At 29.5% G+C, this 22,641-nt stretch carries 23 protein-coding genes and 3 pseudogenes; 21 read left to right on the top strand and 5 right to left on the bottom strand.

Translation table 11 applies throughout. The features are described from left to right. Positions 1-558, bottom strand: a pseudogene (locus tag AJ882_RS09685) (DUF2920 family protein); the annotation flags it as partial. Between the two features lie 60 nt (positions 559-618). Here AJ882_RS09685 and AJ882_RS08495 point away from each other — a divergent pair. From AJ882_RS08495 to AJ882_RS08465, 7 genes are read left to right on the top strand one after another with little or no spacing between them, the layout of a single operon-like run. Further along, positions 619-2,127 (top strand): AMP-binding protein, encoded by a 1,509-nt coding sequence (locus tag AJ882_RS08495; RefSeq protein WP_011049947.1) that lies wholly within the window; start codon positions 619-621, stop codon positions 2,125-2,127. Then, positions 2,120-2,845: a GNAT family N-acetyltransferase gene (locus AJ882_RS08490; protein ID WP_002867324.1), complete on the top strand. Its 726-nt coding sequence runs from the start codon at positions 2,120-2,122 to the stop codon at positions 2,843-2,845. The genes AJ882_RS08495 and AJ882_RS08490 overlap by 8 nt, the downstream gene beginning before the upstream one ends. Further along, entirely contained in the window at positions 2,845-3,564 is a 720-nt protein-coding gene (locus AJ882_RS08485) for a formyltransferase family protein (protein WP_011049948.1), read from the top strand. Before AJ882_RS08490 ends, AJ882_RS08485 begins: the two co-directional genes overlap by 1 nt. A gap of 1 nt (position 3,565) precedes the next feature. After that, positions 3,566-3,790 carry a hypothetical protein gene (locus AJ882_RS08480; protein WP_002830564.1) on the top strand — a complete coding sequence of 75 codons (225 nt, stop codon included), beginning with the start codon at positions 3,566-3,568 and terminating at the stop codon, positions 3,788-3,790. Further along, positions 3,787-4,713 (top strand): polysaccharide deacetylase family protein, encoded by a 927-nt coding sequence (locus tag AJ882_RS08475; RefSeq protein ID WP_002873230.1) that lies wholly within the window; start codon positions 3,787-3,789, stop codon positions 4,711-4,713. The genes AJ882_RS08480 and AJ882_RS08475 overlap by 4 nt, the downstream gene beginning before the upstream one ends. Next, positions 4,710-5,708, top strand: coding sequence for a hypothetical protein (locus AJ882_RS08470; protein ID WP_002867323.1), 999 nt, complete (start codon positions 4,710-4,712; stop codon positions 5,706-5,708). Before AJ882_RS08475 ends, AJ882_RS08470 begins: the two co-directional genes overlap by 4 nt. Further along, positions 5,705-6,493: an AAC(3) family N-acetyltransferase gene (locus tag AJ882_RS08465; protein ID WP_014517276.1), complete on the top strand. Its 789-nt coding sequence runs from the start codon at positions 5,705-5,707 to the stop codon at positions 6,491-6,493. The genes AJ882_RS08470 and AJ882_RS08465 overlap by 4 nt, the downstream gene beginning before the upstream one ends. Here AJ882_RS08465 and AJ882_RS08460 read toward each other — a convergent pair. Continuing rightward, a pseudogene (locus AJ882_RS08460) lies at positions 6,490-7,702 on the bottom strand (DUF2920 family protein). The gene AJ882_RS08465 and the pseudogene AJ882_RS08460 overlap by 4 nt on opposite strands. Positions 7,703-7,792: 90 nt before the next feature. Here AJ882_RS08460 and pseF point away from each other — a divergent pair. The 3 genes from pseF to pseH are packed head-to-tail and all read left to right on the top strand — an operon-like array spanning position 7,793 to position 9,769. Then, complete coding sequence (gene pseF / locus AJ882_RS08455; RefSeq protein ID WP_002790572.1) at positions 7,793-8,491, top strand: pseudaminic acid cytidylyltransferase; 699 nt, start codon at positions 7,793-7,795, stop codon at positions 8,489-8,491. Further along, positions 8,475-9,299 (top strand): UDP-2,4-diacetamido-2,4,6-trideoxy-beta-L-altropyranose hydrolase, encoded by an 825-nt coding sequence (gene pseG, locus AJ882_RS08450; RefSeq protein ID WP_002790573.1) that lies wholly within the window; start codon positions 8,475-8,477, stop codon positions 9,297-9,299. Before pseF ends, pseG begins: the two co-directional genes overlap by 17 nt. After that, positions 9,296-9,769: a UDP-4-amino-4,6-dideoxy-N-acetyl-beta-L-altrosamine N-acetyltransferase gene (gene pseH / locus AJ882_RS08445; protein WP_002781802.1), complete on the top strand. Its 474-nt coding sequence runs from the start codon at positions 9,296-9,298 to the stop codon at positions 9,767-9,769. The genes pseG and pseH overlap by 4 nt, the downstream gene beginning before the upstream one ends. Here the strand turns inward: pseH and wbuZ are convergent. Genes wbuZ through pseA form a run of 3 tightly spaced genes read right to left on the bottom strand, consistent with a single transcriptional unit; the run spans position 9,734 to position 12,219 of the window. After that, positions 9,734-10,480, bottom strand: coding sequence for a glycosyl amidation-associated protein WbuZ (gene wbuZ / locus AJ882_RS08440; RefSeq protein ID WP_002790574.1), 747 nt, complete (start codon positions 10,478-10,480; stop codon positions 9,734-9,736). The genes pseH and wbuZ overlap by 36 nt on opposite strands. After that, positions 10,481-11,086 carry an imidazole glycerol phosphate synthase subunit HisH gene (gene hisH / locus AJ882_RS08435; protein WP_002867320.1) on the bottom strand — a complete coding sequence of 202 codons (606 nt, stop codon included), beginning with the start codon at positions 11,084-11,086 and terminating at the stop codon, positions 10,481-10,483. Further along, on the bottom strand, positions 11,083-12,219 hold the full coding sequence (gene pseA, locus AJ882_RS08430; RefSeq protein WP_002790577.1) for a pseudaminic acid biosynthesis protein PseA: 1,137 nt from the start codon (positions 12,217-12,219) through the stop codon (positions 11,083-11,085). Before pseA ends, hisH begins: the two co-directional genes overlap by 4 nt. 257 nt (positions 12,220-12,476) lie before the next feature. On the opposite strand from pseA, the gene pseI reads away from it, so the two are divergent. The 11 genes and pseudogenes from pseI to AJ882_RS08375 form a co-directional block, all read left to right on the top strand. Then, positions 12,477-13,508: a pseudaminic acid synthase gene (pseI, locus tag AJ882_RS08425; protein ID WP_014517277.1), complete on the top strand. Its 1,032-nt coding sequence runs from the start codon at positions 12,477-12,479 to the stop codon at positions 13,506-13,508. Further along, positions 13,505-14,476, top strand: coding sequence for a 4,6-dehydratase LegB (gene legB, locus AJ882_RS08420; RefSeq protein WP_002867652.1), 972 nt, complete (start codon positions 13,505-13,507; stop codon positions 14,474-14,476). The genes pseI and legB overlap by 4 nt, the downstream gene beginning before the upstream one ends. Next, entirely contained in the window at positions 14,469-15,614 is a 1,146-nt protein-coding gene (gene legC, locus AJ882_RS08415; RefSeq protein WP_002867653.1) for an aminotransferase LegC, read from the top strand. The genes legB and legC overlap by 8 nt, the downstream gene beginning before the upstream one ends. A gap of 219 nt (positions 15,615-15,833) precedes the next feature. Then, complete coding sequence (locus AJ882_RS08410; protein WP_252365955.1) at positions 15,834-16,199, top strand: formyltransferase family protein; 366 nt, start codon at positions 15,834-15,836, stop codon at positions 16,197-16,199. Positions 16,200-16,364: 165 nt separating this feature from the next. After that, on the top strand, positions 16,365-17,369 hold the full coding sequence (gene legI / locus AJ882_RS08405; protein WP_002867655.1) for a N,N'-diacetyllegionaminate synthase: 1,005 nt from the start codon (positions 16,365-16,367) through the stop codon (positions 17,367-17,369). Continuing rightward, entirely contained in the window at positions 17,362-18,516 is a 1,155-nt protein-coding gene (legG, locus tag AJ882_RS08400) for a GDP-N,N'-diacetylbacillosamine 2-epimerase (hydrolyzing) (RefSeq protein ID WP_070279738.1), read from the top strand. Before legI ends, legG begins: the two co-directional genes overlap by 8 nt. Positions 18,517-18,524: 8 nt before the next feature. Continuing rightward, positions 18,525-19,550, top strand: coding sequence for a nucleotidyltransferase family protein (locus AJ882_RS08395; protein ID WP_002841626.1), 1,026 nt, complete (start codon positions 18,525-18,527; stop codon positions 19,548-19,550). Continuing rightward, a complete protein-coding gene (ptmF, locus tag AJ882_RS08390) occupies positions 19,547-20,452 on the top strand; it encodes an L-glutamine-D-fructose-6-phosphate isomerase subunit (protein WP_002867657.1) in 906 nt (301 codons plus the stop codon). Before AJ882_RS08395 ends, ptmF begins: the two co-directional genes overlap by 4 nt. Beyond that, a complete protein-coding gene (legF, locus tag AJ882_RS08385) occupies positions 20,445-21,152 on the top strand; it encodes a CMP-N,N'-diacetyllegionaminic acid synthase (protein ID WP_002867658.1) in 708 nt (235 codons plus the stop codon). Before ptmF ends, legF begins: the two co-directional genes overlap by 8 nt. Then, positions 21,152-21,922 carry a flagellin modification protein PtmA gene (gene ptmA / locus AJ882_RS08380; RefSeq protein ID WP_002867659.1) on the top strand — a complete coding sequence of 257 codons (771 nt, stop codon included), beginning with the start codon at positions 21,152-21,154 and terminating at the stop codon, positions 21,920-21,922. Before legF ends, ptmA begins: the two co-directional genes overlap by 1 nt. Next, a pseudogene (locus tag AJ882_RS08375) lies at positions 21,922-22,641 on the top strand (motility associated factor glycosyltransferase family protein); the annotation flags it as partial. The gene ptmA and the pseudogene AJ882_RS08375, both read left to right, overlap by 1 nt.

Genomic DNA, 22,641 nt, shown 5'->3' with positions numbered 1-22,641 from the left:
CAAATTCTGGAAAACGTTTAACTAAATCTTTTAAAGCATTGATATGATCAATAGCTGCCATAATGCCAAAATTTTGATATTCTCCACGCGAAGGAATAAAAGTTGCACTTAGTCTTTCTTCAAAATCATAAGGCAATCGATTTAACATTTTTAATTCTGTCATAATCTCGCTCAAATATTCACAATGACTAACTACAGTATTATTGGCTAATTGATCACATGGAATATTGTATTTACGAAGCACTTTTTCTATTAATTTTAAATCATCTTTTGTAAAATCTGCTAATGTTGAATACTTTTCAACATCCGAACGCCTTTGACAAAAACAATGATAAAAAACATGCACTGCTACAACATCAAAATTTTTAGCAATATAATTTCTATAAGAGTCTAAAAATATATATTTGCATTAGCTCCATAACCTCCTATTATAAAAACTATAGCTTTAATCTCTTTTTCATCATCATAACTTATACGGTATTCAAGTTTGCTAGTTCTTTTTATATTTAATTCTACATCATCACAAGAATCGATTTCAAAGCTTTGGTTTATGAGTATATAAAGGCCTTTTTTATTAATTTATCGATATTATATTACAAAAAATTAAAAAGGTAAATCATGACAACTCATATCTATGATTTTTTAGAAAAAAGTTTAATCAAATTTAGCGAAAAAACTGCTTTTGTAGAACCCTTTGCCAAAGAAAGAAAGGAAATCACTTACAAAGACTTTGATCTTTTTTCTAAGAAACTAGCCAGTGAAATTTTAAAAACTTTAAAAAATAATAAACCTACTCAAGCTCCTGTTTTAATCATCTTGCCTAAAGGGATTGATTGTTTGATTTCATTTTTTGGAGTGGCACTCAGTGGAAATTTTTATACACTTTTAGATGAAAAAAGTCCTAAAGAAAGAGTAGAAAAAGTCATAGAAGTTTTAAAGCCTAAACTTTTTATCACTTCAAAGGACTTAAATTTTAACTTAGATTTACCTACGCTTTATACAGAAGATTTTGAAAGTTTTAATATAGATGAGAGTTTAATAAAGCATGCCAAAGAAAAACATATAGATACTAATTTACTCTATGTTTTCTTTACAAGTGGGAGCACAGGCATTCCTAAAGGAGTAAGCATAGCTCATAAGAGTGTGATTGATTATACTTTTTGGGTGTGTGAGACTTTTAAATTTGATGAGAATGAAATTTTAGCCAATCAAGCGCCATTTTATTTTGACAATAGCATTTTAGATATTTTTTCAAGTGTAAAATCAGGAGCGACTTTACACCTTTTACCCAATCATCTTTTTGCCTTTCCAAATAAAATTTTAGAATGCCTTGAAAAAGAAAAAGTAAGCACTATATTTTGGGTACCTTCGGTGCTGATTTATTTTGCAAATACTGAAGCTTTGAATAATTTTAGTTTAAACGCCTTAAAAAAGATACTTTTTTGTGGTGAAATCATGCCCAATAAACAGCTCAATATTTGGCGTAAACACTTACCCAATGCCTTATTTGCCAACCTTTATGGCCCAACAGAAATCACTGATGTATGTTCTTTTTATATCATCAATCGCACTTTTAAAGATGAAGAACTTTTACCGATAGGAAAAGCGTGCAAAAACACAGAACTTTTAGTTTTTGATGAAAATATGAATTTCATAAGTCCTAAACAAACAAGTGTTAAAGGGGAGCTTTTCGTGCGTGGAACTTCTTTATCTTTAGGGTATTATAATGACAAAGAAAAAACCAAACAAGCTTTTACTCAAAATCCTTTACATGATAATTATTTAGATCTTTTGTACAAAACAGGAGATATAGTTTCTTATAATGAATTTGGCGAACTTTTATGCTATGGAAGAGTGGATAATCAGATAAAATATATGGGGCATAGGATAGAACTTGGAGAAATAGAAAGCGTGATAAATTCTCATGTGAATATTAAAAACAGTGCTTGTATTTTTAAAGAAGATATTATTTGTTTTTATGAAAGTGAAGAAGAAATTAATTTTAAAGATTTTTTGAAAGATAAATTACCTTCTTATATGATCCCAAAAAATTTTATTAAACTCGACAAATTTAAGCTTAATCAAAATGGTAAAATTGATAGAAAGGTTTTAAAAGAACTTGTTTAAAAAAGCTTTTTATAAAGGATTTAAGTTAAGTAATTACTATGACAATTTTGGTACAATTGAAGAAAAAATTTTAAAACAGGAATTTATTTTACAAAAATATAAAAACAATAATTTTTTCTTTTTTAATCGTGTAGATAATTTACTATATTATTTTATCAATGATTTACAGAATTTTAATTTAAAGGCTAATTATATAAAAATCTTAACCAAAACCGATAGGCAACTTTTACAACATAATGATTTTTTAAAACTCAATCATTTTAAAGAAATACTCAATTATAAACAAATGATACTCAAAAAAGATGAGATAAAATTAAAAAAATTTACCTTTATCTCTAAAGCTTCACATGAAGATAGCAAGGAAATTTATAGCTTTTTCAGAAAATATTTTAATCAATATTTGTTTTATTTTTCGCACAAAAATCTTGAAGAAAAAATATCTGATATACTTATCTATAAAGAAAATCAAAAAATTCGCGCTGCTTTGATCTATACTCAAACTCTCAATACAAATTTTTTAGATTTTATAGCCGTAGACAGAAATTTAAAACATAAAAATGTAGCTTTTGCTTTACTTAATCATTATTTTGCAGTTAATAATAAACATAATTTTTTTAAACTTTTTGTAGAAGAAAAAAATGAAAAAGCTATCTATTTTTATCAAAGGGCAGGTTTTTGTTTCAATAATATTAATTTAAAATTTTATAGGAATTTTTAATGACTTACTCATATATTTACATCATAGGCACAGGCAAAGTAGCCAAAGAATGCCAAAAAATAGCTAATGATTTTTTCAGACAAGAAGTAAATTTTGTAAAAAATATAGAAAATTTAGATGATTTCTTTAAAAATCTTAAAAATTGCCTTATTATTAGTGCTAATAATTTTTATATTTTCAAAAAAGAATGTATTCAAAAAAATACTATTATTAATTACCACAACGCATTATTGCCTTTTCACAGAGGATGTAATGCACATATTTGGAGTATATGGGAAAACGATAAAAAAACAGGTATTACTTGGCATATGGTTAAAGAAAGTATAGATACAGGTGATATTTTAGTTCAAAAAGAAATAAAACTTGATAATAATTGTACTGCTTTAAGTCTTTTAAACGCTCAACACAAACTTGCTCTAACTTTATTTAGAGAAGCTTTAGAAATTTTAAAAAATAAAACTTTTAAAATGCAAATTTCAGGGGGGGGGTATCACAAAAAATTATCTTTACCAAATAATGGTTATTTAGATCTTACTTGGAATAAAGAAAAAATTTCTCGCTTTTTAAGAGCTATGGACTGCGGTGCCTTAAGCGGAGTTCCTAAAGCTAGATTAGAAATATTAGGTGAAGAAAGAGAAATTTTATTTTATGAAATCAATGAGCTTGACTTAATTTTAAATTTAAGCGATAATGTCATTTTAAAAATCACAAAGGAATAAAATGCAAGAAATCAAACAATTTTTTATCAACATAGATAGAGCCGATATTGATGAAAGTATGAAAAATTTAGTAAATGAAGATCTTATTGATAGTATAGATATCATGGCTTTAGTTGCTGAAATAGAAAAATTCTATAAAAAACCCTTAAAAGCTGAATTCATCACACCTGAGAATTTTGAAAGTTTTGAAAGTATTAAGAAGATGATAAAAGATGCAATACAATGAAAATTGTCATGTATCATTATGTAAGGAATAATGCAAATAATTTACCTTATTTTAGATATTTGTCTTTTGAAAATTTCTGCAAACAAATATTTTTTTTTAAAAATCACTTTGATTTTGTTCAATATGAAGATTTTGTAAATTTAAAACAAGATTTAAATATTTTTGAAAAGATAAAAGGCAAAATTTTATTAAGTTTTGATGATGGTCTAAAAGATCATTACGATTTCGTTTTCCCTAAACTCTTAGAGCATAAAATTTTTGGATTATTTTTTATACCCACTCAAATTCTATCTAGAAAAAAGGCCTTGGATGTCCATAGAATTCATTATCTTCTGGGTAAATGGGGGGGGGGATTAACAAAATTTACTTTAAATTTAATAGATAGCAATGCTTTAGAAAAAGATAAAAAACAACTCTTTGAAGGTTATTATAAAGAACTAGATGACGATTTAGAAACTAAGAATTTTAAACTTTTATTTAATTTTTATATCAAATACGATTTAAGAGAAAAAATACTAGATGAGCTTGTAAAACATTTTTGTAGCGATGAAGAAATTTATGCGAATTTGTACTTAAACCCTAACGAATTAAAAGATATGTATGAAGCAAATATGCTAATAGGATCTCATAGCAAAACTCATCCTAATTTTTTAAAAATTTCCAAAGAACAGGAAGAAATTGAGCTTTTTGATTCTTTTAAGGAACTTGAAAATTTTTCACAAAAAATAAAAATTTTTTCTTATCCTTATGGGGATTTTAGTCCTTATTCTAAAGAATTATTAAGCAAAAATAATTGTGATTTTGCTTTTACAAGCATAGTCAATTCTAAAGATATTAACAAAAAAGATTTAAAAGAAAATTATTACACTTTACCAAGATATGATTGCAATATATTTCCTTTTGGAAAGGCAAGCAAAGGATGAGTCACGAAATCCGCTTTTGCGCTTTAGAAGAATACAAACTTTTGATCGATTTTATCAAAAAACACTGGAAGAAAGATCATATTTTTGTAAAATCAAAACAAGCTCTTGACTTTCAACATCTAGATAAAAAAAATAAACGCTATAATTTCATCGTAGCTTATAATACCACAAGTAAGGAATTTGATGCTATTTTAGGATTTATTCTTATAAGTCAATATTCTCATTTAAAAGATGAAAATCTTTGGCTTTCTATTTGGAAAAGCAAAAAAAATTACTCTGGGCTTGGATTAAGATTGGTTAAAAGCCTAGAACAAAAACTTAAACCAAAACATATAGGAGCATTAGGTTTATCTACTTATTCTAGAAAATTTTATAAGCTTTTTAATTATGATAGAATAGCTATCTTGGATCATTTTTATATTAAAAATCAAAAAATAGCATGCTTTAAAATTGCTAATTTTTCACAAACTCAAGAAAAATCAAACTCTTCTTCTGTATATGAAATTAAGACTCTCACTCTTTTTGAATTTCAAAAATCTGATCTAAAATTCCATTTTTTACCCAAAAAAGATCTTTGTTATTTTATAGAGCGTTATTATAAAAACCCTTTTTATTCATATAAAAACTATGGAATTTATAAAAACAAAACCTTAGTTGCATCTTTTTTTGCAAGAATCGTAGAACAAAACAATTCAAAAGGTATGTTTATAACAGATTGGCTTGGTAAATTTCCAAAAAAACTATATAATGCTTTTGAAGTTCTTTTAGAAGTAAATCAATGTGAGTTTATAAGCTTTATGTGTTATGTTAAAAATCCTAAACCTATATATGCTATGGGTTTTAAGCTTTTAAACAAAGATGAAAATCTTATCCCTGTATATTTTGAACCCTTTGTAAAAGAAAATATCGATATTTACTTTGCTTTTAAAAGTAAAAATAAAAATTACGCTATCTTTAAAGGTGATAGCGATCAAGATAGGATAAATAAGTTATGAAGGCATTGCTTAAAAGTCATGAATCTTTAATATATCCAAAAGACCTAAACTACACTTTGGAAAAATTAGGCTTAAAGCAAGGTGATACACTTTGTATACATAGCGAGCTTTTTAGACTAGGAGAGGTATTGGTATCTAAACAGGAATTTTTACAAAGTATCATTGACTCTTTTTTTCAAGTCATAGGCAATAAAGGCACGCTAATCATGCCAACCTTTAGCTATAGTTTTAATCGTTATAAAAATTATGACAAAATCCATACTAAAAGTACTATGGGAATTTTAAGCGAATACTTTAGAACAATGGCGGGGGGGGGGATTCGTACTGATGATCCTATATTTTCTTTTTTTATTAAAGGATATAGACAAAACGACTTTACTAGCAAGCTTTTAAAAACTTGTTTTAGTTCAGGTTGTGTTTATGATAAACTGGTTGAATTTCAAGGAAAAATCATACTTTTTGGAACAGATAAGCTTGGTTATACTTTTTCGCATTTTTGTGAAGAAAAAGCTAAGGTAAACTATAGATTTTTCAAAGAATTTCAAGGAATTATTACAGACGAAAATTCCCAAAGCAAAAAGGCAAAAATACAATGTTATTTAAGAAAAGAAAATACAAAATCGGATTTGGATGTTGAAAAACAAATTGCCATTTTAAAACAAGATAATAATTTTAATCGCATAGAATTTGCAAATTCTTGCATAGTGTGCATAGATGCACGAAAATACCTTAAAGCAAATCTTAAAGCTTTAAAAAAAGATAAATTTGCCCTAGTTAAAGATTAATTTAATTTTAAAACAAACTTATCTCCTACATCCTTAAAAGTAAATGCTTTATTTCCACAAGGATAAGAGATGGAATTTTCTTGCATTAAAGATTTTCTTTTTTGTAATTTTTCAAGCATTAAAGGAAGTTCTTTTCTAAATAAGGCTTTATCACTTATTCTCATACCATGATTTAAGTCTTTTATAAATCTTCCATCTACTTGACTTTCATATTTTATCAAATTTAAAGTAGCATCAAAACCTAAAGTATTAAAAATATCATAAAATATAATTTTATCTTTAACTGGTGCTTGAAAATCTTTAACACTATGGTAAGTTACAAAAATAATATTTTTTGAAATATCAGATAAAATTTGCAAATGCTTTAAATTCAATAATACTCTTATTATATAATTTGCATCATTGAAAAAATAAGATGAATTCTCTTTACGTGTCCAGTGGGTTTTTAGAAAACAGTATAAATTTAAATCTTTAGAATTAAAAACAAATTCAGGAGAATCAATCTCCCTTCCCAGTATAAATTGCAAAGGAGGCAAGGCTGGCCCAGAATTATCAATCACACCATCCACATACCAAGGAGCTATTTTTGCTATGAGTAAAGATAGGTATCCTCCATAAGACCCCCCCCCCATAAATTTTTGGTAAATCTGCAAATTCTGGAAAACGTTTAACTAAATCTTTTAAAGCATTGATATGATCAATAGCTGCCATAACGCCATAGTTTTGATAATCTCCATTGGGTGGGATAAAATCACAAGAAAGTTCTATTTTTTGGCTTTCATCAACCAAACCTGCTTGTTTCATTTCATTAACTTTTTGCTCTATAAGAGGAATAATTTGTTCAAAATTATCTTTATTAACCGATAAATGTCCTAAATTAATATTTTTTAAAATGCCATTTACACGCTCTAAATCATCTTGATTGGGAATAAGCTTTGGATTATACTTTTGATCAATACTTTGTCTTGCACAAAAACAATGATAAAAAACATGTACCACTACAACATCAAAATTTTTAGCAATATATTCCCTATCAAAATCTAAAAAAGAAATATTTGCATTAGCTCCAAAACCACCCACTATAAAAACTATGGCTTTAATCTCTTTTTCATCATCATAACTAATGCGGTATTCAAGCTTGCTAGTTCTTTTTATATTTAATTCTACATCATCACAAGAATCAATTTCAAAGGTTTGATTTATGAGCATTATTCCACCCCGTTTGCATTATTTTATTGTATTTTAAAGACAATTATACTTAAATTTTAGTAAAATAAAACACAAAAACAAGGCTTAACTATGAAAAATCTTTGTATCATCCCTGCTCGTGGTGGATCAAAAAGAATTCCTAGAAAAAATATCATTGATTTTCTAGGTAAACCTTTAATCGCTTATAGCATAGAAAATGCTTTAAATTCAGGCATTTTTGATGAAGTAGTGCTTTCAAGCGATGATGAAGAAATCATAGAAGTAGCCTTAAAATACGGTGCAAAAGCTCCATTTGTGCGTGATAAAAATTTAAGCGATGATTATGCTTCAAGCACTGCTGCAGTGCAAAATGCCATAGAAATTTTACAAAGCCAAAATCAAATTTATGATCATGTCTGTTGTCTTTATGCTACTGCTCCGCTTTTAAATAAAAACATTTTAAAACAAGCTTATGAAAAATTTATACAAAATGAAAGCAAGTTTTTATTTGCCGCCACTGAGTTTGAGTATCCTATACAAAGGGCTTTTTATCTAAATGAGAATAATCAAGTTTATATGTTTGATGAAAAACATTATAAAAGTCGTTCACAAGACTTAACAAAAGCTTATCACGATGCAGGAGCTTTTTATTTTGGCACAAGTAAAGCTTGGCTTGAAGAAGATTTTATATTTAAACCTCATTCTAGCGTGTTTGTATTGCCAAGAAATTTAGTTTGCGATATAGATACCATGCAAGATTTAGAATTTGCAAAAATACTTTATAAGGCAAATCATGAAAGTGCTTTTTAGAAGCGATAGCTCCAGTCAAATAGGCTTTGGACACATTAAACGCGATCTAGTCTTAGCTAAACAATATAGCGATGTAAGTTTTGCTTGTTTGCCTTTAGAAGGCTCTTTGATCGATGAAATTCCTTATCCTGTTTATGAGCTTGATAGTGAAAGCATTTACGAACTTATCAATCTCATCAAAGAAGAAAAATTTGAACTTCTTATCATTGATCACTATGGCATCAGCGTAGATGATGAAAAACTGATCAAGCTTGAAACAGGGGTGAAAATTCTAAGCTTTGATGATGAAATAAAGCCTCATCATTGTGATATTTTACTCAATGTCAATGCCTATGCAAAAGCAAGTGATTATGAAGGTTTAGTGCCTTTTAAATGCGAAGTAAGATGTGGTTTTTCTTATGCTTTAATCAGGGAAGAATTTTATCAAGAGGCCAAAGAAAATAGAGAAAAAAAATATGATTTTTTCATTTGCATGGGTGGAACTGATATAAAAAACCTTTCTTTACAAATTGCTAGCGAATTACCTAAAACAAAAATCATCAGCATTGCAACCAGCTCTTCTAATCCTAATCTTAAAAAATTGCAAAAATTTGCAAAATTACATAACAATATTAGATTATTTATCGATCATGAAAATATTGCAAAATTGATGAATGAAAGCAATAAGCTCATCATTAGTGCAAGTTCTTTAGTCAATGAAGCCTTGCTTTTAAAGGCAAATTTCAAAGCTATTTGTTATGTTAAAAATCAAGAATCTACAGCAACTTGGCTTGCTAAAAAAGGGTATGAAGTGGAGTATAAGTATTGATAAAACTTAAAAATTTCACAGAACTTAATTCTCAAGAAATAGAGCTGATTTTTAAATGGCGCAATCACCCCGATATCAATCAATTTATGAAAACAAAATATATTGATTTTGAAGAACATTTAAGATTTTTAAAAAAATTACATCAAGATTCTAGCAAAAAATATTTTTTAGTTTTTCAAGATGAACAGATTATCGGCGTAATTGATTTTGTCAATATCACAACTAAATCTTGCGAATTTGGACTTTACGCAAAACCTAATTTAAAAGGCGTAGGACAAATTTTAATGAATGAAATTATAAAATACGCTTTTGAAAACTTAAAAGTAAATACTCTTAAAGCTTATGTTTTCAAAGACAATCGCAAAGCTTTAAAATTATATCAACAAAATCATTTTACTATTTATGATGAAGATAAAGATTTTTACCATATTTGCCTAAAGCAATCTGACTGCAAAGCCTTGCCTAGCTAATTCTTCTTTTACATCTTTAGGGGTATACTTAGAAAAATGAAAAATATAAGCACCCGCTAAAGCATCAGCACCTAAATTTAAAGCCTCAACTCCATCACTTGGATTGCTAAGTCCTCCATTGATAATAAGAGGAATTTTAAGTTTATTTTGAAAGATCTTTAAAAGTTCTAAATCATAACCCTTTGCCCTTCCTTCAAAATCCACAGAAGTTAAAAGAAGCTCTCCAGCTCCTTTTTTTTCATATTCTAAAGCAAGTTCTAAAGGACTTTTTTCGAGTAAATTTCCCCTGTCATAAACACAAAATTGCCCTCCTTTTCTTTTAACATCTATAGAACAAACTATACATTGAGAACCAAAACGATTAGCCGCTTTACTTATAAAATCCATATCTTCTAAGGCCTTAGAATTGATAGAAATTTTATCCGCACCTAAATTTAAAATCTTTTGTATATCTTCAAGGGTTTTTATCCCGCCACCCATAGTTAAAGGCATAAAACATTCTTTAGCAAGATCTTCTATACTTTCAAAATCTATTTCTCCACTTTTTGAAGCATCTATATCTAAGATAATAAGCTCATCAACATTGCGTGCATTATAAATTCTCATTGTTGAAGTTAAATGCCCTATAGTACGAAAATCTTTAAATTCTATACTTTTAACAAGTTGTCCGTTTTTTAACAAAACACAAGGGATAATTCTAGTTTTTAACATTTAAAGCCTTATAAAATTTTCTAAAAGTTTTAAGCCTAAATTTTGACTTTTTTCGGGGTGAAATTGTGTAGCAAAAATATGATCTTTTTGTAAAGATGCAACAAATTTATGTCCGTATTGTGCTTTAGCACTTACAAACTCATCTTTGCATTTCACATAAAAAGAATGCACAAAATAAAAATCACTCTTATTATCTATGCCTTGATACAAAGGAACTTGTTTTAAAATTTCAAGCTCATTCCAACCCATATGTGGGATTTTTAAATTTAAATCCTCTTCAAATTTGACTACTTCACCTTCTATAAAACCAAGTCCTTCGCAAACTCCACCTTCATAGCCCCTTTCTAAAAAAAGCTGCATTCCTAAACAAATGCCTAAAATAGGTTTTTTTTGTACTAAAACTTGCTCTTTTAAAGCTTCTATAAAACCAAGTTCTTTTAAATTTTTCATCGCTTCTTTAAAAGATCCCACTCCAGGTAAAAGCAATTTATCTGCTTTTTGCAAATCTTTTGGATTTTTAGCTATGAAATTTATAGCTCCTATTTTTTCAAAAGCCTTAGCAACAGAGTTTAAATTTCCCGCCTTGTAATCAATGAGCGCTATCATTTTAAAACACACTCGTCTTTTCTTACCAAAGAACCATCATAATCTCTTATAAATTTACCATTTTCATCACGTTTAAAAATTTTTTTATTGGTAAAAGAATCTACTATTTTTTGAAATTCTTCCTCGCTAAAACCACTGAATTCAAGGTATTTTTTAATAGCCTTTTTAGGGGGCTTGCCATCGTATTTTTGTGCCAAACGCACCCCTTCTTCACGGCTGATATAACCTAAACGAATATCCAAACAAGCATTATCCGTTGCTCTACCAAAGCCGTATTTGCAGTATTTTAAATAATCATGCACATGATTAGAATAACAATCTAAATTTTCAAAATTTTCATAAGTAGTCTCAACAGGATGATCTAGAGTTAAAAAACCATATTTTTTAGAAATTTCAAGAATTTTTTTATAATCCCATTTAAAATAATACCCTAAAAATAGCCCCGTAACCCCTACTCTTTGAAGTTCTTCATCGCTTGGATAAGTATATAAAAACAAATCTTTTTCAGTGATACCATTTACCCCAAGCATATCAGAAGCGCGATTTCCTAAAAGCCCGCCAAATTCTTCAAGCCACTCTCTGCCTAAAATATTTTTATTTTTACTACTCGCAGGACCGCCATACTCTATCTGCGGACTTTCTCCCCAGATGATCAAAGGCACTCCAAAATTTACCGCTATGCGTGGAACAGAAGTAAAAATTCCCAAATGGTTTTGCCACTCATTATCCCCTGTTCTTATAAAAGCTTCACGGGCAAGTTTTTGATAAACTTTTGGATCACGCTTGATATGGATCAAATCCACGCCAAGATGATTTAAATTGTCTAAATTTTTGCGCCCTATTTTTGTAGGTACGCTAGGCTCAAAACACACACACAAAGGATTAAGTCCAAGTTCAAGCATTTTAACCACTTGAAAAGTAGAATCTTTTCCGCCGCTTACTCCGATAACACAATCATAAACAGGATGTTTTTTGTATTTTTTTATAAGCTCAAAAAATTCTTTTTCTCTTTCTTGCCAATTAATATTTTGATTTTTAACTTCTTGAGAACGGCAAGCATCACAAACACCTTCTTCATCAAAATGTAAATCAGGCTTAGTATCTGGCATCACACATTTTTTACAAAATTTCATAAATTTCCTTTAATTAGTCTTAAATATATATATCGTTATAATTAAATTTTATTTTATGATTTTATATATTTATATTATATCAAAATTAAAAAATGAATGAATTCTATAATTTAAATCCATATGGCATTTTTTGAATGAAACCAAGCAAAATCATAACAAAGTTGTAATATTTATATAATATAAATATATAAATTGAAGAAATATATAATATAATTATATATCATTTTAGTCAGGAAATTTACCAAAGAAAGAAAAGTATGCAAATAGGAAATTTTAACACCGATAAAAAGGTTTTTATCATAGCAGAACTTAGTGCAAATCACGCAGGAAGTCTTGAGATGGCACTTCAAAGTATAAAAGCTGCCAAAGAAGCAGGTGCTGATGCGATAAAAATTCAAACTTACACTCCAGATAGCATGACTCTAAATAGCAACAAAGAAGATTTTATTATTAAGGGTGGGCTTTGGGATAAAAGAAAACTTTATGAGCTTTACGAAAGCGCAAAAACTCCTTATGAATGGCATTCTCAAATCTTTGAAACCGCACAAAATGAAGGCATACTTTGTTTTTCAAGTCCTTTTGCCAAAGAAGATTTAGAATTTCTAAAACGCTTTGATCCTATAGCCTATAAAATCGCTTCTTTTGAAGCCAATGATGAAAATTTCGTGCGTTTAATCGCCAAAGAAAAAAAACCTACTATCGTTTCAACGGGCATTGCTACAGAAGAAGAACTTTTTAAAATCTGTGAAATTTTTAAAGAAGAAAAAAATCCTGATTTAATCTTTTTAAAATGCACTTCGGCTTATCCTACTGCCATAGAAGATATGAATTTAAAAGGCATAGTAAGTTTAAAAGAAAAATTTAATGTTGAAGTGGGACTAAGTGATCATAGCTTTGGTTTTTTAGCCCCTGTTATGGCAGTAGCACTTGGAGCTAGAGTGATAGAAAAGCATTTTATGTTAGACAAAAACATAGAAAGCGAAGACAGTAAATTTAGTCTTGATTTTGATGAATTTAAAGCTATGGTAGATGCAGTAAGACAGGCTGAAAGTGCTTTAGGTGATGGTAAGTTAGACTTAGATGAAAAAGCTCTTAAAAACCGTGTTTTTGCAAGAAGCTTATATGTAAGCAAGGATATCAAAAAAGGTGAAATGTTCAGCGAAGAAAATGTAAAATCCGTGCGTCCTTCTTTTGGACTACATCCTAAATTTTATCAAGAACTTTTAGGAAAAAAAGCTAGCAAAGATATAGAATTTGGCGATGCTTTAAAACAAGGAGATTTTACATGAAAAATATTTTAGTTACAGGCGCTGATGGTTTTATAGGTTCTCATCTTTGTGAAAGTTTGGTCAAAAAAGGTTTTAAAGTCAGAGCTTTAAGTCAGTATAATTCTTTTAATTTTTGGGGACATTTAGAAAAAAGTCCTTTTTTAAAAGACATGGAAGTTATAAGTGGAGATTTAAGAGACAGTTTTTTTTGCGAAAAAATCACCAAAAATATAGATGCGATCTTTCATCTTGGCGCTTTAATCGCTATCCCCTACTCCTACACAGCCCCACAAAGCTATGTGGATACCAATGTCAATGGCACTTTAAATATGCTCGAAGCAGCTAAAAAAAACGAGATTTCACATTTTATCCACACCTCAACAAGCGAAGTTTATGGCACAGCCTTTTATGTACCTATCGATGAAAAACACCCTTTACAACCTCAAAGCCCTTATTCTGCAAGCAAAATCGCTGCAGATATGATGGCGCTGAGTTATTATAATTCTTTTAATTTAAATGTCAATATTGCACGCCCTTTTAACACCTATGGACCAAAACAAAGCGCAAGGGCTATCATACCTACCATCATCACACAAATTTTAAGTGGAGCAAAGGAAATCAAACTAGGAGATTTAAGCCCTAAAAGGGATTTAAATTTTGTGCTAGATACTTGCGAGGGTTTTATCTCTCTTTTAAATTTAAAACATTTTGGAGAAGTTTATAATATAGGCTCAGGAGTGGAATACTCCATGCAAGAAGTACTTGATCTCATACAAAAAATTTTAGATTCTAAAGTAAAAATCATCCAAGATGAACAAAGATTGCGTCCTAAAAATAGCGAAGTTTTTAGACTTTGTTGCGATGCAAACAAGCTTAAAAAAGCTACAAATTGGCAAAGCAAAACAAGTCTAGAAGAAGGCTTGAGACAAAGCATAGAGTATTTTAAAGAAAATTTAGAAAATTATAAAAGTGAGCTTTATAATGTTTAAAAAAGAAATTTCTTTTATAAAAAGTCTTTTTAATAAAGAAAGTATCGCCCTACATGAGCCTTGTTTTATAGGCAATGAGAAAAAATATCTTTTAAAGTGCATTGATAGCGGTTTTGTTTCAAGCGTGGGAGAATTTGTAACGCGTTTTGAAGAAGCTTTAAAAGAAAAAACCAAAACACGCTTTGTCATCGCTACAAATACAGGCACAGCAGCCCTTCATATCGCTTTACTAGCTAATGGTATCGATGAAAACTGCGAAGTCATCACTCAAAGCATAAGCTTTGTCGCTACGGCCAATGCTATCGCTTATACAGGTGCAAAACCCGTTTTTTTAGATATAGATGAAAACACTCTAAGTTTAAGTCCTAAGGCTTTAGAGCATTTTTTAGAAAATCAAACTTATCAAAAAGATAATCTTAGCTATAACAAAACCACACACAAACTCATCAAAGCTTGTGTTATTATGCACACCTTTGGTTTAAGCGCTCATATAAAAGCCATCAAAGAACTTTGTGAAAAATACCACATCCTTTTAATTGAAGATGCCGCAGAAGCCTTAGGAAGCACCTATGAAAACAAGGCCTTAGGCACTTTTGGAAAGTGTGGAATTTTAAGTTTTAATGGCAATAAAATCATCACAGGTGGATGCGGTGGGGCGATATTAAGCGATGATGAAAATTTAACTAAACTTGCAAGACACCTTAGCACCACAGCTAAAATCCCCCATCCTTACGAATACGATCATGATAGGATAGCTTATAATTACCGTCTTTGCAATATAAACGCAGCAATCTTGCTTGCAGGACTTGAAAATTTAGAACTTTTTTTAGAAAACAAAAGAGAACTTGCTAAAATTTACAAGGATTTTTTTAAAAATCACGATAAATGTAAATTTATCGATGAAAAAAGCAATGAAAAAAGCAATTTTTGGCTCAATACCTTGCTTTTTAAAGATGAAAATTTAAGAAATATCTTTTTAGAAGAATGCTTGAAAAATAATATTTTCGTCCGTCCTATATGGAAAAGCTTACCGAGTTTAAAAGCTTTTCAAAACTGTCAAAGCAATGAGCTTATAAACACTAAAAATTTAGAAAAACGTTTGGTTAATTTACCTAGTAGCGTTAGAATAAAGAAATGATATGCTTAAAATAGGATATTTTGCCGATGGAAAATGGGCTAGAATCTGTCTTTTAAAATACTTCAAAACCCACAAATTCAAATTAATTTCATCGTTTTAAGAAAAACTAAAGATATAAAACTAGAAAAACTTGCTTTAAGATACCAAATCCCTTGTTATACCCATATCGATATAAACTCTAAAGAATTTCTCAATGAGCTTAAAAAATATTCTAACGACTTGTTAGTTTCTATGAGTTTTGATCAAATTTTTAAAGAGGAGCTTTTAAAATTATATCCTAGAAAAATTATCAATTGTCATGCAGGTAAACTACCTTTTTACAGGGATAGAAATATATTAAATTGGGCATTAATTAATGATGAAAAAGAATTTGGCATTAGTGTTCATTTTATCGACAAAGGTATTAATACAGGTGATATTATTTTACAAAAAACCTATGAGATAAAAGACAGTGATGATTATACCACTCTTTTAAATTTATGTCATAAAGAATGTGCGAGTTTGCTATATGAAAGTCTTATTTTATTTTTAGAAGATAATGTTAAAGCCTATAAACAAAAAAGAAAAAAAAAGGGGGGGGGGTAATATTTAGAAATTTAGACTTTTCTTTTAGGAAGAGTGCGTAAAAAATATTGCTATAAATATAAATTATGATATTTTTTGAATAAAACCTATAATTTGTATATCAAACATATAGTAATATTGGAATATTTTTTGCTTTATATACTAAAAATTATAAGGATAAAAATTATGAAAAAAACTCTTATCATCGCAGAAGCAGGAGTCAATCACAATGGTGATTTAAATTTAGCTAAAAAGTTAATAGAAATCGCAGCAGATTCAGGGGCTGATTTTGTTAAATTTCAAAGTTTTAAAGCCAAAAACTGTATCAGCACAAAGGCTAAAAAAGCGCCCTATCAGCTTAAAACCACAGCTAGTGATGAGAGTCAGCTTCAAATGGTACAAAAACTCGAACTCGATCTTAAAGCTCATAAAGAGCTTATCTTACACGCAAAAAAATGCAATATTGCCTTTCTTTCTACTCCTTTTGATCTTGAAAGTGTAGATCTTTTAAATGAGTTAGGCTTAAAAATCTTTAAAATTCCAAGCGGAGAAATCACCAATCTACCCTATCTTAAAAAAATTGCAAAGCTTAATAAAAAAATCATACTTTCAACAGGTATGGCAAATTTAGGCGAGGTAGAAGAAGCTTTAAATGTGCTTTGTAAAAATGGCGCTAAACGCCAAAATATCACTCTTTTACACTGTACTACAGAATACCCTGCCCCTTTTGATGAAGTCAATCTTAAAGCCATGCAAAGCTTAAAAGACGCTTTTAAGCTTGATGTGGGTTATTCTGATCACACTCAAGGCATACACATTTCTCTAGCTGCAGTTGCCTTGGGAGCTTGTGTAATAGAAAAGCATTTTACTCTAGACAAAAATATGTCAGGGCCTGATCATAAAGCAAGTTTAGAACCTCAAGAACTAAAAATGCTTTGCACCCAAATAAGACAAATACAAAAGGCAATGGGTGATGGCATAAAAAAAGCAAGTAAAAGCGAACAAAAAAATATCAACATAGTAAGAAAAAGTTTAGTCGCTAAAAAAGATATCCAAAAAGGAGAAATTTTTAGCGAAGAAAATCTTACTACCAAACGCCCCGCAAATGGTATAAGTGCTATGAGATATGAAGAGTTTTTAGGTAAAATTGCTACTAAAAACTACAAAGAAGATGAGCTTATCCGTGAGTAAAAGAAAAATTTGTATAGTCAGTGCAACAAGGGCTGAATGGTATCTTTTAAGAAATTTATGTCATGAAATTCAAAACGATAAAGATCTAAGCCTTCAAATCATTGCTACAGGAGCACATTTAAGCCCTGAGTTTGGACTCACTTATAAAGAAATAGAAAAAGAATTTAAAATCACTAAGAAAATTCCTATCCTACTTGCAAATGATGATAAAATAAGCCTTTGCAAAAGCATGAGTTTAGCTTTTAGTGCTTTTAGCGATGCTTTTGAAGACTTAAAACCTGATATGGTGGTAATTTTAGGCGATCGTTATGAAATGCTTAGCGTAGCAAGTGTATGTCTTTTGATGCACATACCTTTAGTGCATTTATGTGGCGGGGAGCTTACTTTAGGGGCTATTGATGATAGTATAAGACACAGCATTTCAAAAATGTCACATTTACATTTTGTAAGTCATGAAATTTATAAAAAAAGGCTTTTGCAACTTGGAGAAGAAGAAAAAAGGGTTTTTAATATAGGTTCTTTAGCTTCTACTATCATAAAAAATATGAATTTTTTAAACAAAAAAGATTTAGAAAAAGCCTTAGAAATGAAACTAGATAAAGAACTTTACTTAATCACTTATCATCCTTTAACCTTAAATGTAAAAAATACTCAAAAAGAGATTAAAACCTTACTTAAAAAACTTGACACCCTTAAAAATGCAAGTTTGATTTTTACCAAAGCAAATGCCGATGAAAATGGACTTTTAATCAATGAAATTTTACAAGATTATTGCCAAAAAAACTCACACAAGGCTAAACTTTTTGATAATCTTGGCTCACAAAAATACCTAAGTCTTATGAAAATAGCCAAAGCCATGATAGGCAATTCTTCAAGTGGTATTAGTGAAAGTCCTTTTTTTAAAACTCCTTGCATTAATATAGGCGATAGACAAAAAGGGCGTTTAAGAACTCAAAATATCATTAATTGCGAAATCAACGATCTTGATCAAGCTTTTGAAAAATTAGAAAGCAAAGAATTTAAACAAAATTTAAAAAATTTTAAAAACCCTTATGATAATGATAAAAATCCCAATAAATTCATAAAAACTTGCCTAAAAAATGTAAATTTAGATACAATTTTACATAAAAATTTCATCGATTTATAAGGCTTAGTGTGGATATAAACAAACTCAAACTCACCCCTGATTCTAGCATAAAAGAAGCTTTAAAAATAGTCGGGCAAGAACGCGTTAGATTAGGCATTATAGTTGATAAAAAGGATAAATTTTTAGGAGTCATTAGCGATTCAAACATCAGAAAAGCTTTAATTAGTGGCAAAACTTTAAAAGATAGTATCAAAGATATTTACACTAAAAATCCCATCACCATAAAAGAAAACACAAGCAAAGAACAGCTTTTAAAAATTTCTGCTAAAACCGATATTTACGACTTTCCTGTTTTAGATGAAAAAGGGCAAATTCTTTCTATAAAATCTATCTCATCGCTTTTAAAAGCCAATCCAAACTCCATTATCATCATGGCTGGAGGCTTAGGCTCTCGCTTAAAAGAGCTGACTAAAGATACTCCAAAACCTATGTTAAAAGTAGGCAAAAAACCCATTTTAGAAAGCATAGTCCAAAGACTTAAAAATCAAAATTTTGAAAATTTTATCTTTTGTGTGAATTATAAAAAACAAATCATAGAAGATTATTTTCAAAAAGGGCAAAAATTTGGGGTTAAAATTTCTTATATTAAAGAGCGTAAAAAACTAGGTACAGCAGGGGCTTTAAGCCTTATAAAACAAGAATTTAAAGAAAGTTTTCTCGTTATGAATGCAGACATTTTAACCGAGCTTGATTTTAATGATCTTTTAAAAGCCCATAAAAAATCAAAAGCTTTAATGAGCGTTTGCGTGCGTGAGTTTGAGCAACAAATTCCTTATGGAGTAATCACCCAAAAACAAGGTTTTATAGAAAATATAGAAGAAAAACCTACCCAAAAATTCCTAGTAAGTGCGGGGATTTATGTACTTGAAAATGAAATTTTAAATTTAATTGCTAAAAATGAATACTTAGACATGCCCGAACTCATCAAACTTGTATTGCAAAAAGGCAAAGTAAATACCTATATCATCAACGATTATTGGATTGACATTGGAAGGCCAGATGAGTTTTTAAAAGCCAATGAGGATTTTAAATGAAAGTCTTAATCATAGGCTTTGGAAGCATAGGAAAAAAGCATTTTTTAGCCTTAAAAAATTTAAATCATGAAGTAAGTTTGCTTTCTTTAAGTGCTAAAAAAGAAGAATTTAAAAACACTCCAATTTATCGCTCTTTGAAAGAATGTGATTTAAACGAATTTGATCTTTTTATCATCGCAAATATCACTACGGAGCATTTTAACACCTTAAAAACTTTAGATGATCTTGTAAAAGATAAAACCATACTCGTAGAAAAACCTTTATTTGAAAAAAGCCAAAATTTCACAAGTTTAAAAAATCACATTTATGTAGCATATTTACTGCGTTTTCATCCTGTGATTGTCGCTTTAAAAAGGCTTTTAAAAGGTGAAAAAATTTATTTTGCTAGTTTGGTTTGTAATTCTTATTTGCCCCATTGGAGGGCTTTAGACTACAGGCAAAATTACAGCGCTAAAAAAGAGCTAGGTGGTGGGGTTTTACTCGATCTTTCTCATGAAATCGATCTAGCCTTTTTTCTTTTTGGAAACTTAGAGCTTATATACTCCCAAAATGCTAAAATTTCAGAGCTTGACATAACAAGCGATGATTTTGCCTTTTTGGTTTTAAAAAATTCACAAAAAGCTAAAATTCATATAGAATTAGACTATTTTTCTAAATTCAACAAAAGAGAAATGACCATCCATACTTTAGAAAAAAGCTTTAAAGCCGATTTGATAAACAATAAAATCGAAATTTATCACAAAGATCAAAGTCAAAAAATCTTAAATTTTGAAAACGATACGATAAAAACCCTTCAAAATTTACATCAAGCAATCTTTGAAAAAGACAAAGAACTTTGCGATCTTAAGCAAGCTTTAAAAGTACTTGAACTTTGTGATGAAGTAAGGAAAAAAAATGGCTGAAATTTTATGCACCATTTGTGCTAGAGGTGGAAGTAAAGGCGTTAAAAACAAAAATATTAGAAAGATTAACGAACTTGAAATGATAGCTTATAGCATCATACAAGCTCAAAATTCAAAGCTTTTTAAACACATAGTCATAAGTACTGATAGTGATGAAATCGCAAGTGTAGCCCAAAAATATGGCGCTGAAGTTTTTTTCAAAAGAGAAGCTCATCTTGCCAATGATCGGGCTGCAAAACTTCCTGTCATGCGTGATGCCTTGCTAAGAAGTGAAGAGTATTTTAAAACGCGTTTTGAAACTCTCATAGACTTAGATGCTTCAGCCCCGCTTCGCTCAAGCCTTGATATAAAAAAAGCTTATGAAAGTTTTGTTGAAAATGATAATTCCAATCTCATCACCGCAGTTCCTGCTAGACGTAATCCTTATTTTAACCTCGTAGAAATACAAAATAACAAGGTAGTAAAATCCAAAGAAGGAAATTTTACCACTCGCCAAAGTGCCCCAAAATGCTATGATATGAACGCTAGTATTTATATCTTTAAAAGGGATTATCTTTTAGAAAATGATAGTGTTTTTGGCAAAAACACAGGGCTTTTTGTAATGGATGAAAGCACAGCTTTTGATGTAGATAGCGAGCTTGATTTTAAAATCGTAGAGTTTTTAATCTCTTTAAAAAATTTATCGCCAAAGGATTTTTAATGCTTGAAAATAAAATCATCTTTGTAGCAGGAGCTTGTGGGCGTATAGGTAAAGCGCTTTGTCAAAAAATACTTCTTAGCAAAGGTATCCCTATACTCGCAGATATCAACAAAGAACGCTTAAATAAATTGCAAGAAAATTTAGAAACAAATTTTAAAACAAAACTTTTAAGCTTAGAACTTGATATCACTAAACAAGAAAGTTTACAAATTGCCCTTCAAAAAAGTCAAGAAAGATACGGCAAAATCGATGCTTTTGTTAACTCAAGCTATCCTTTTGGCAAAGATTGGGGTAAAACGCCTTATTATGAACTCAAATACGAACAAATTTGTGAAAGTTTAAATTTACATTTAGCAGGCTTTATGCTAGCCGCTCAAGAATTTGTGAAATTTTTTAAACAACAAGGCCATGGTAATATCATCAATCTTAGCTCCATCATGGGAGTTTATGCGCCAAAATTTGAAAACTATGAAGGTACTTCCATGCAAAGCTCTTTAGAATATAGCGTAATAAAAGCAGGGATTAATCACATGAGCTCTTGGCTAGCTAAAGAGCTTTTTAATCAAAACATACGCGTTAATACCCTAGCAAGCGGGGGAATTTTAGACAATCAAAACGAACTTTTTTTAAAAGCTTATAGAAAATGTTGTGCAAGCAAGGGTATGTTAGATGCTGATGATATATGTGGAACTTTGGTGTTTTTACTTAGCGATGAGAGTAAATTTATCACAGGGCAAACCTTAGTAGTAGATGATGGATGGGGCTTATGATGACCTTCACCCCTACTCAAAAAGAACTCTTTAACAAAAACATTGAGGCTTTAAGTAATATTCTTTTAAAAGAAAGTTTAAAAGAAATTAAATCAAGTAAATTTGAACTTATCTTAGGTAAAGATAATCTAGATATCAATCTAAAAGATACAAGTGATAATACTTTTCTTTATGAAAATGTTATTGATGAATTCAACTCTATGCTAAATACTTATAATGATAAATATCTACTTTATCCTGTATTGTATTTTTATGGTTTTGGAAATGGAATTTTATATAAAGCTTTATTGCAAAATAAAAATCATCAACATATTGTTGTTTTTGAAAAAGATATAGAAATCATTTGGATAATGTTTCATATCTTAGATTTTTCACATGAATTACAAAATTCAAGATTGATGGTTTTGAATACAAATAAACTAGAAATTCAAGATTATAATGAACTTTGTTCTTCTAAACCTTTTTTTCAATTTTCTAGAATTTATTTTTTAGAACTGATGAGTCATTATTATGAAAGATTTCATGAAGATATTTTAGGATTGAATAAAAAATTAGCAGAAAATTTTAAAAATTCTATTGTTTCTCATGGCAATGATCCCCTTGATGCTCTTCAAGGCATAGAGCAATTTGTTTATAATCTTCCTCAAATGATTACCCATCCTAGTTATAAAGAATTACTTTCTAAAAGAAAGGGTATAAGTGATACAGCTATCATTGTT

Origin of the sequence: Campylobacter sp. BCW_6461 (genome assembly GCF_001762735.1) — a bacterium.
Lineage (GTDB): Bacteria > Campylobacterota > Campylobacteria > Campylobacterales > Campylobacteraceae > Campylobacter_D > Campylobacter_D jejuni.
The sequence above is the reverse complement of the archived record's forward strand: the minus strand, read 5'-3'. Positions and strand labels throughout refer to the sequence as shown.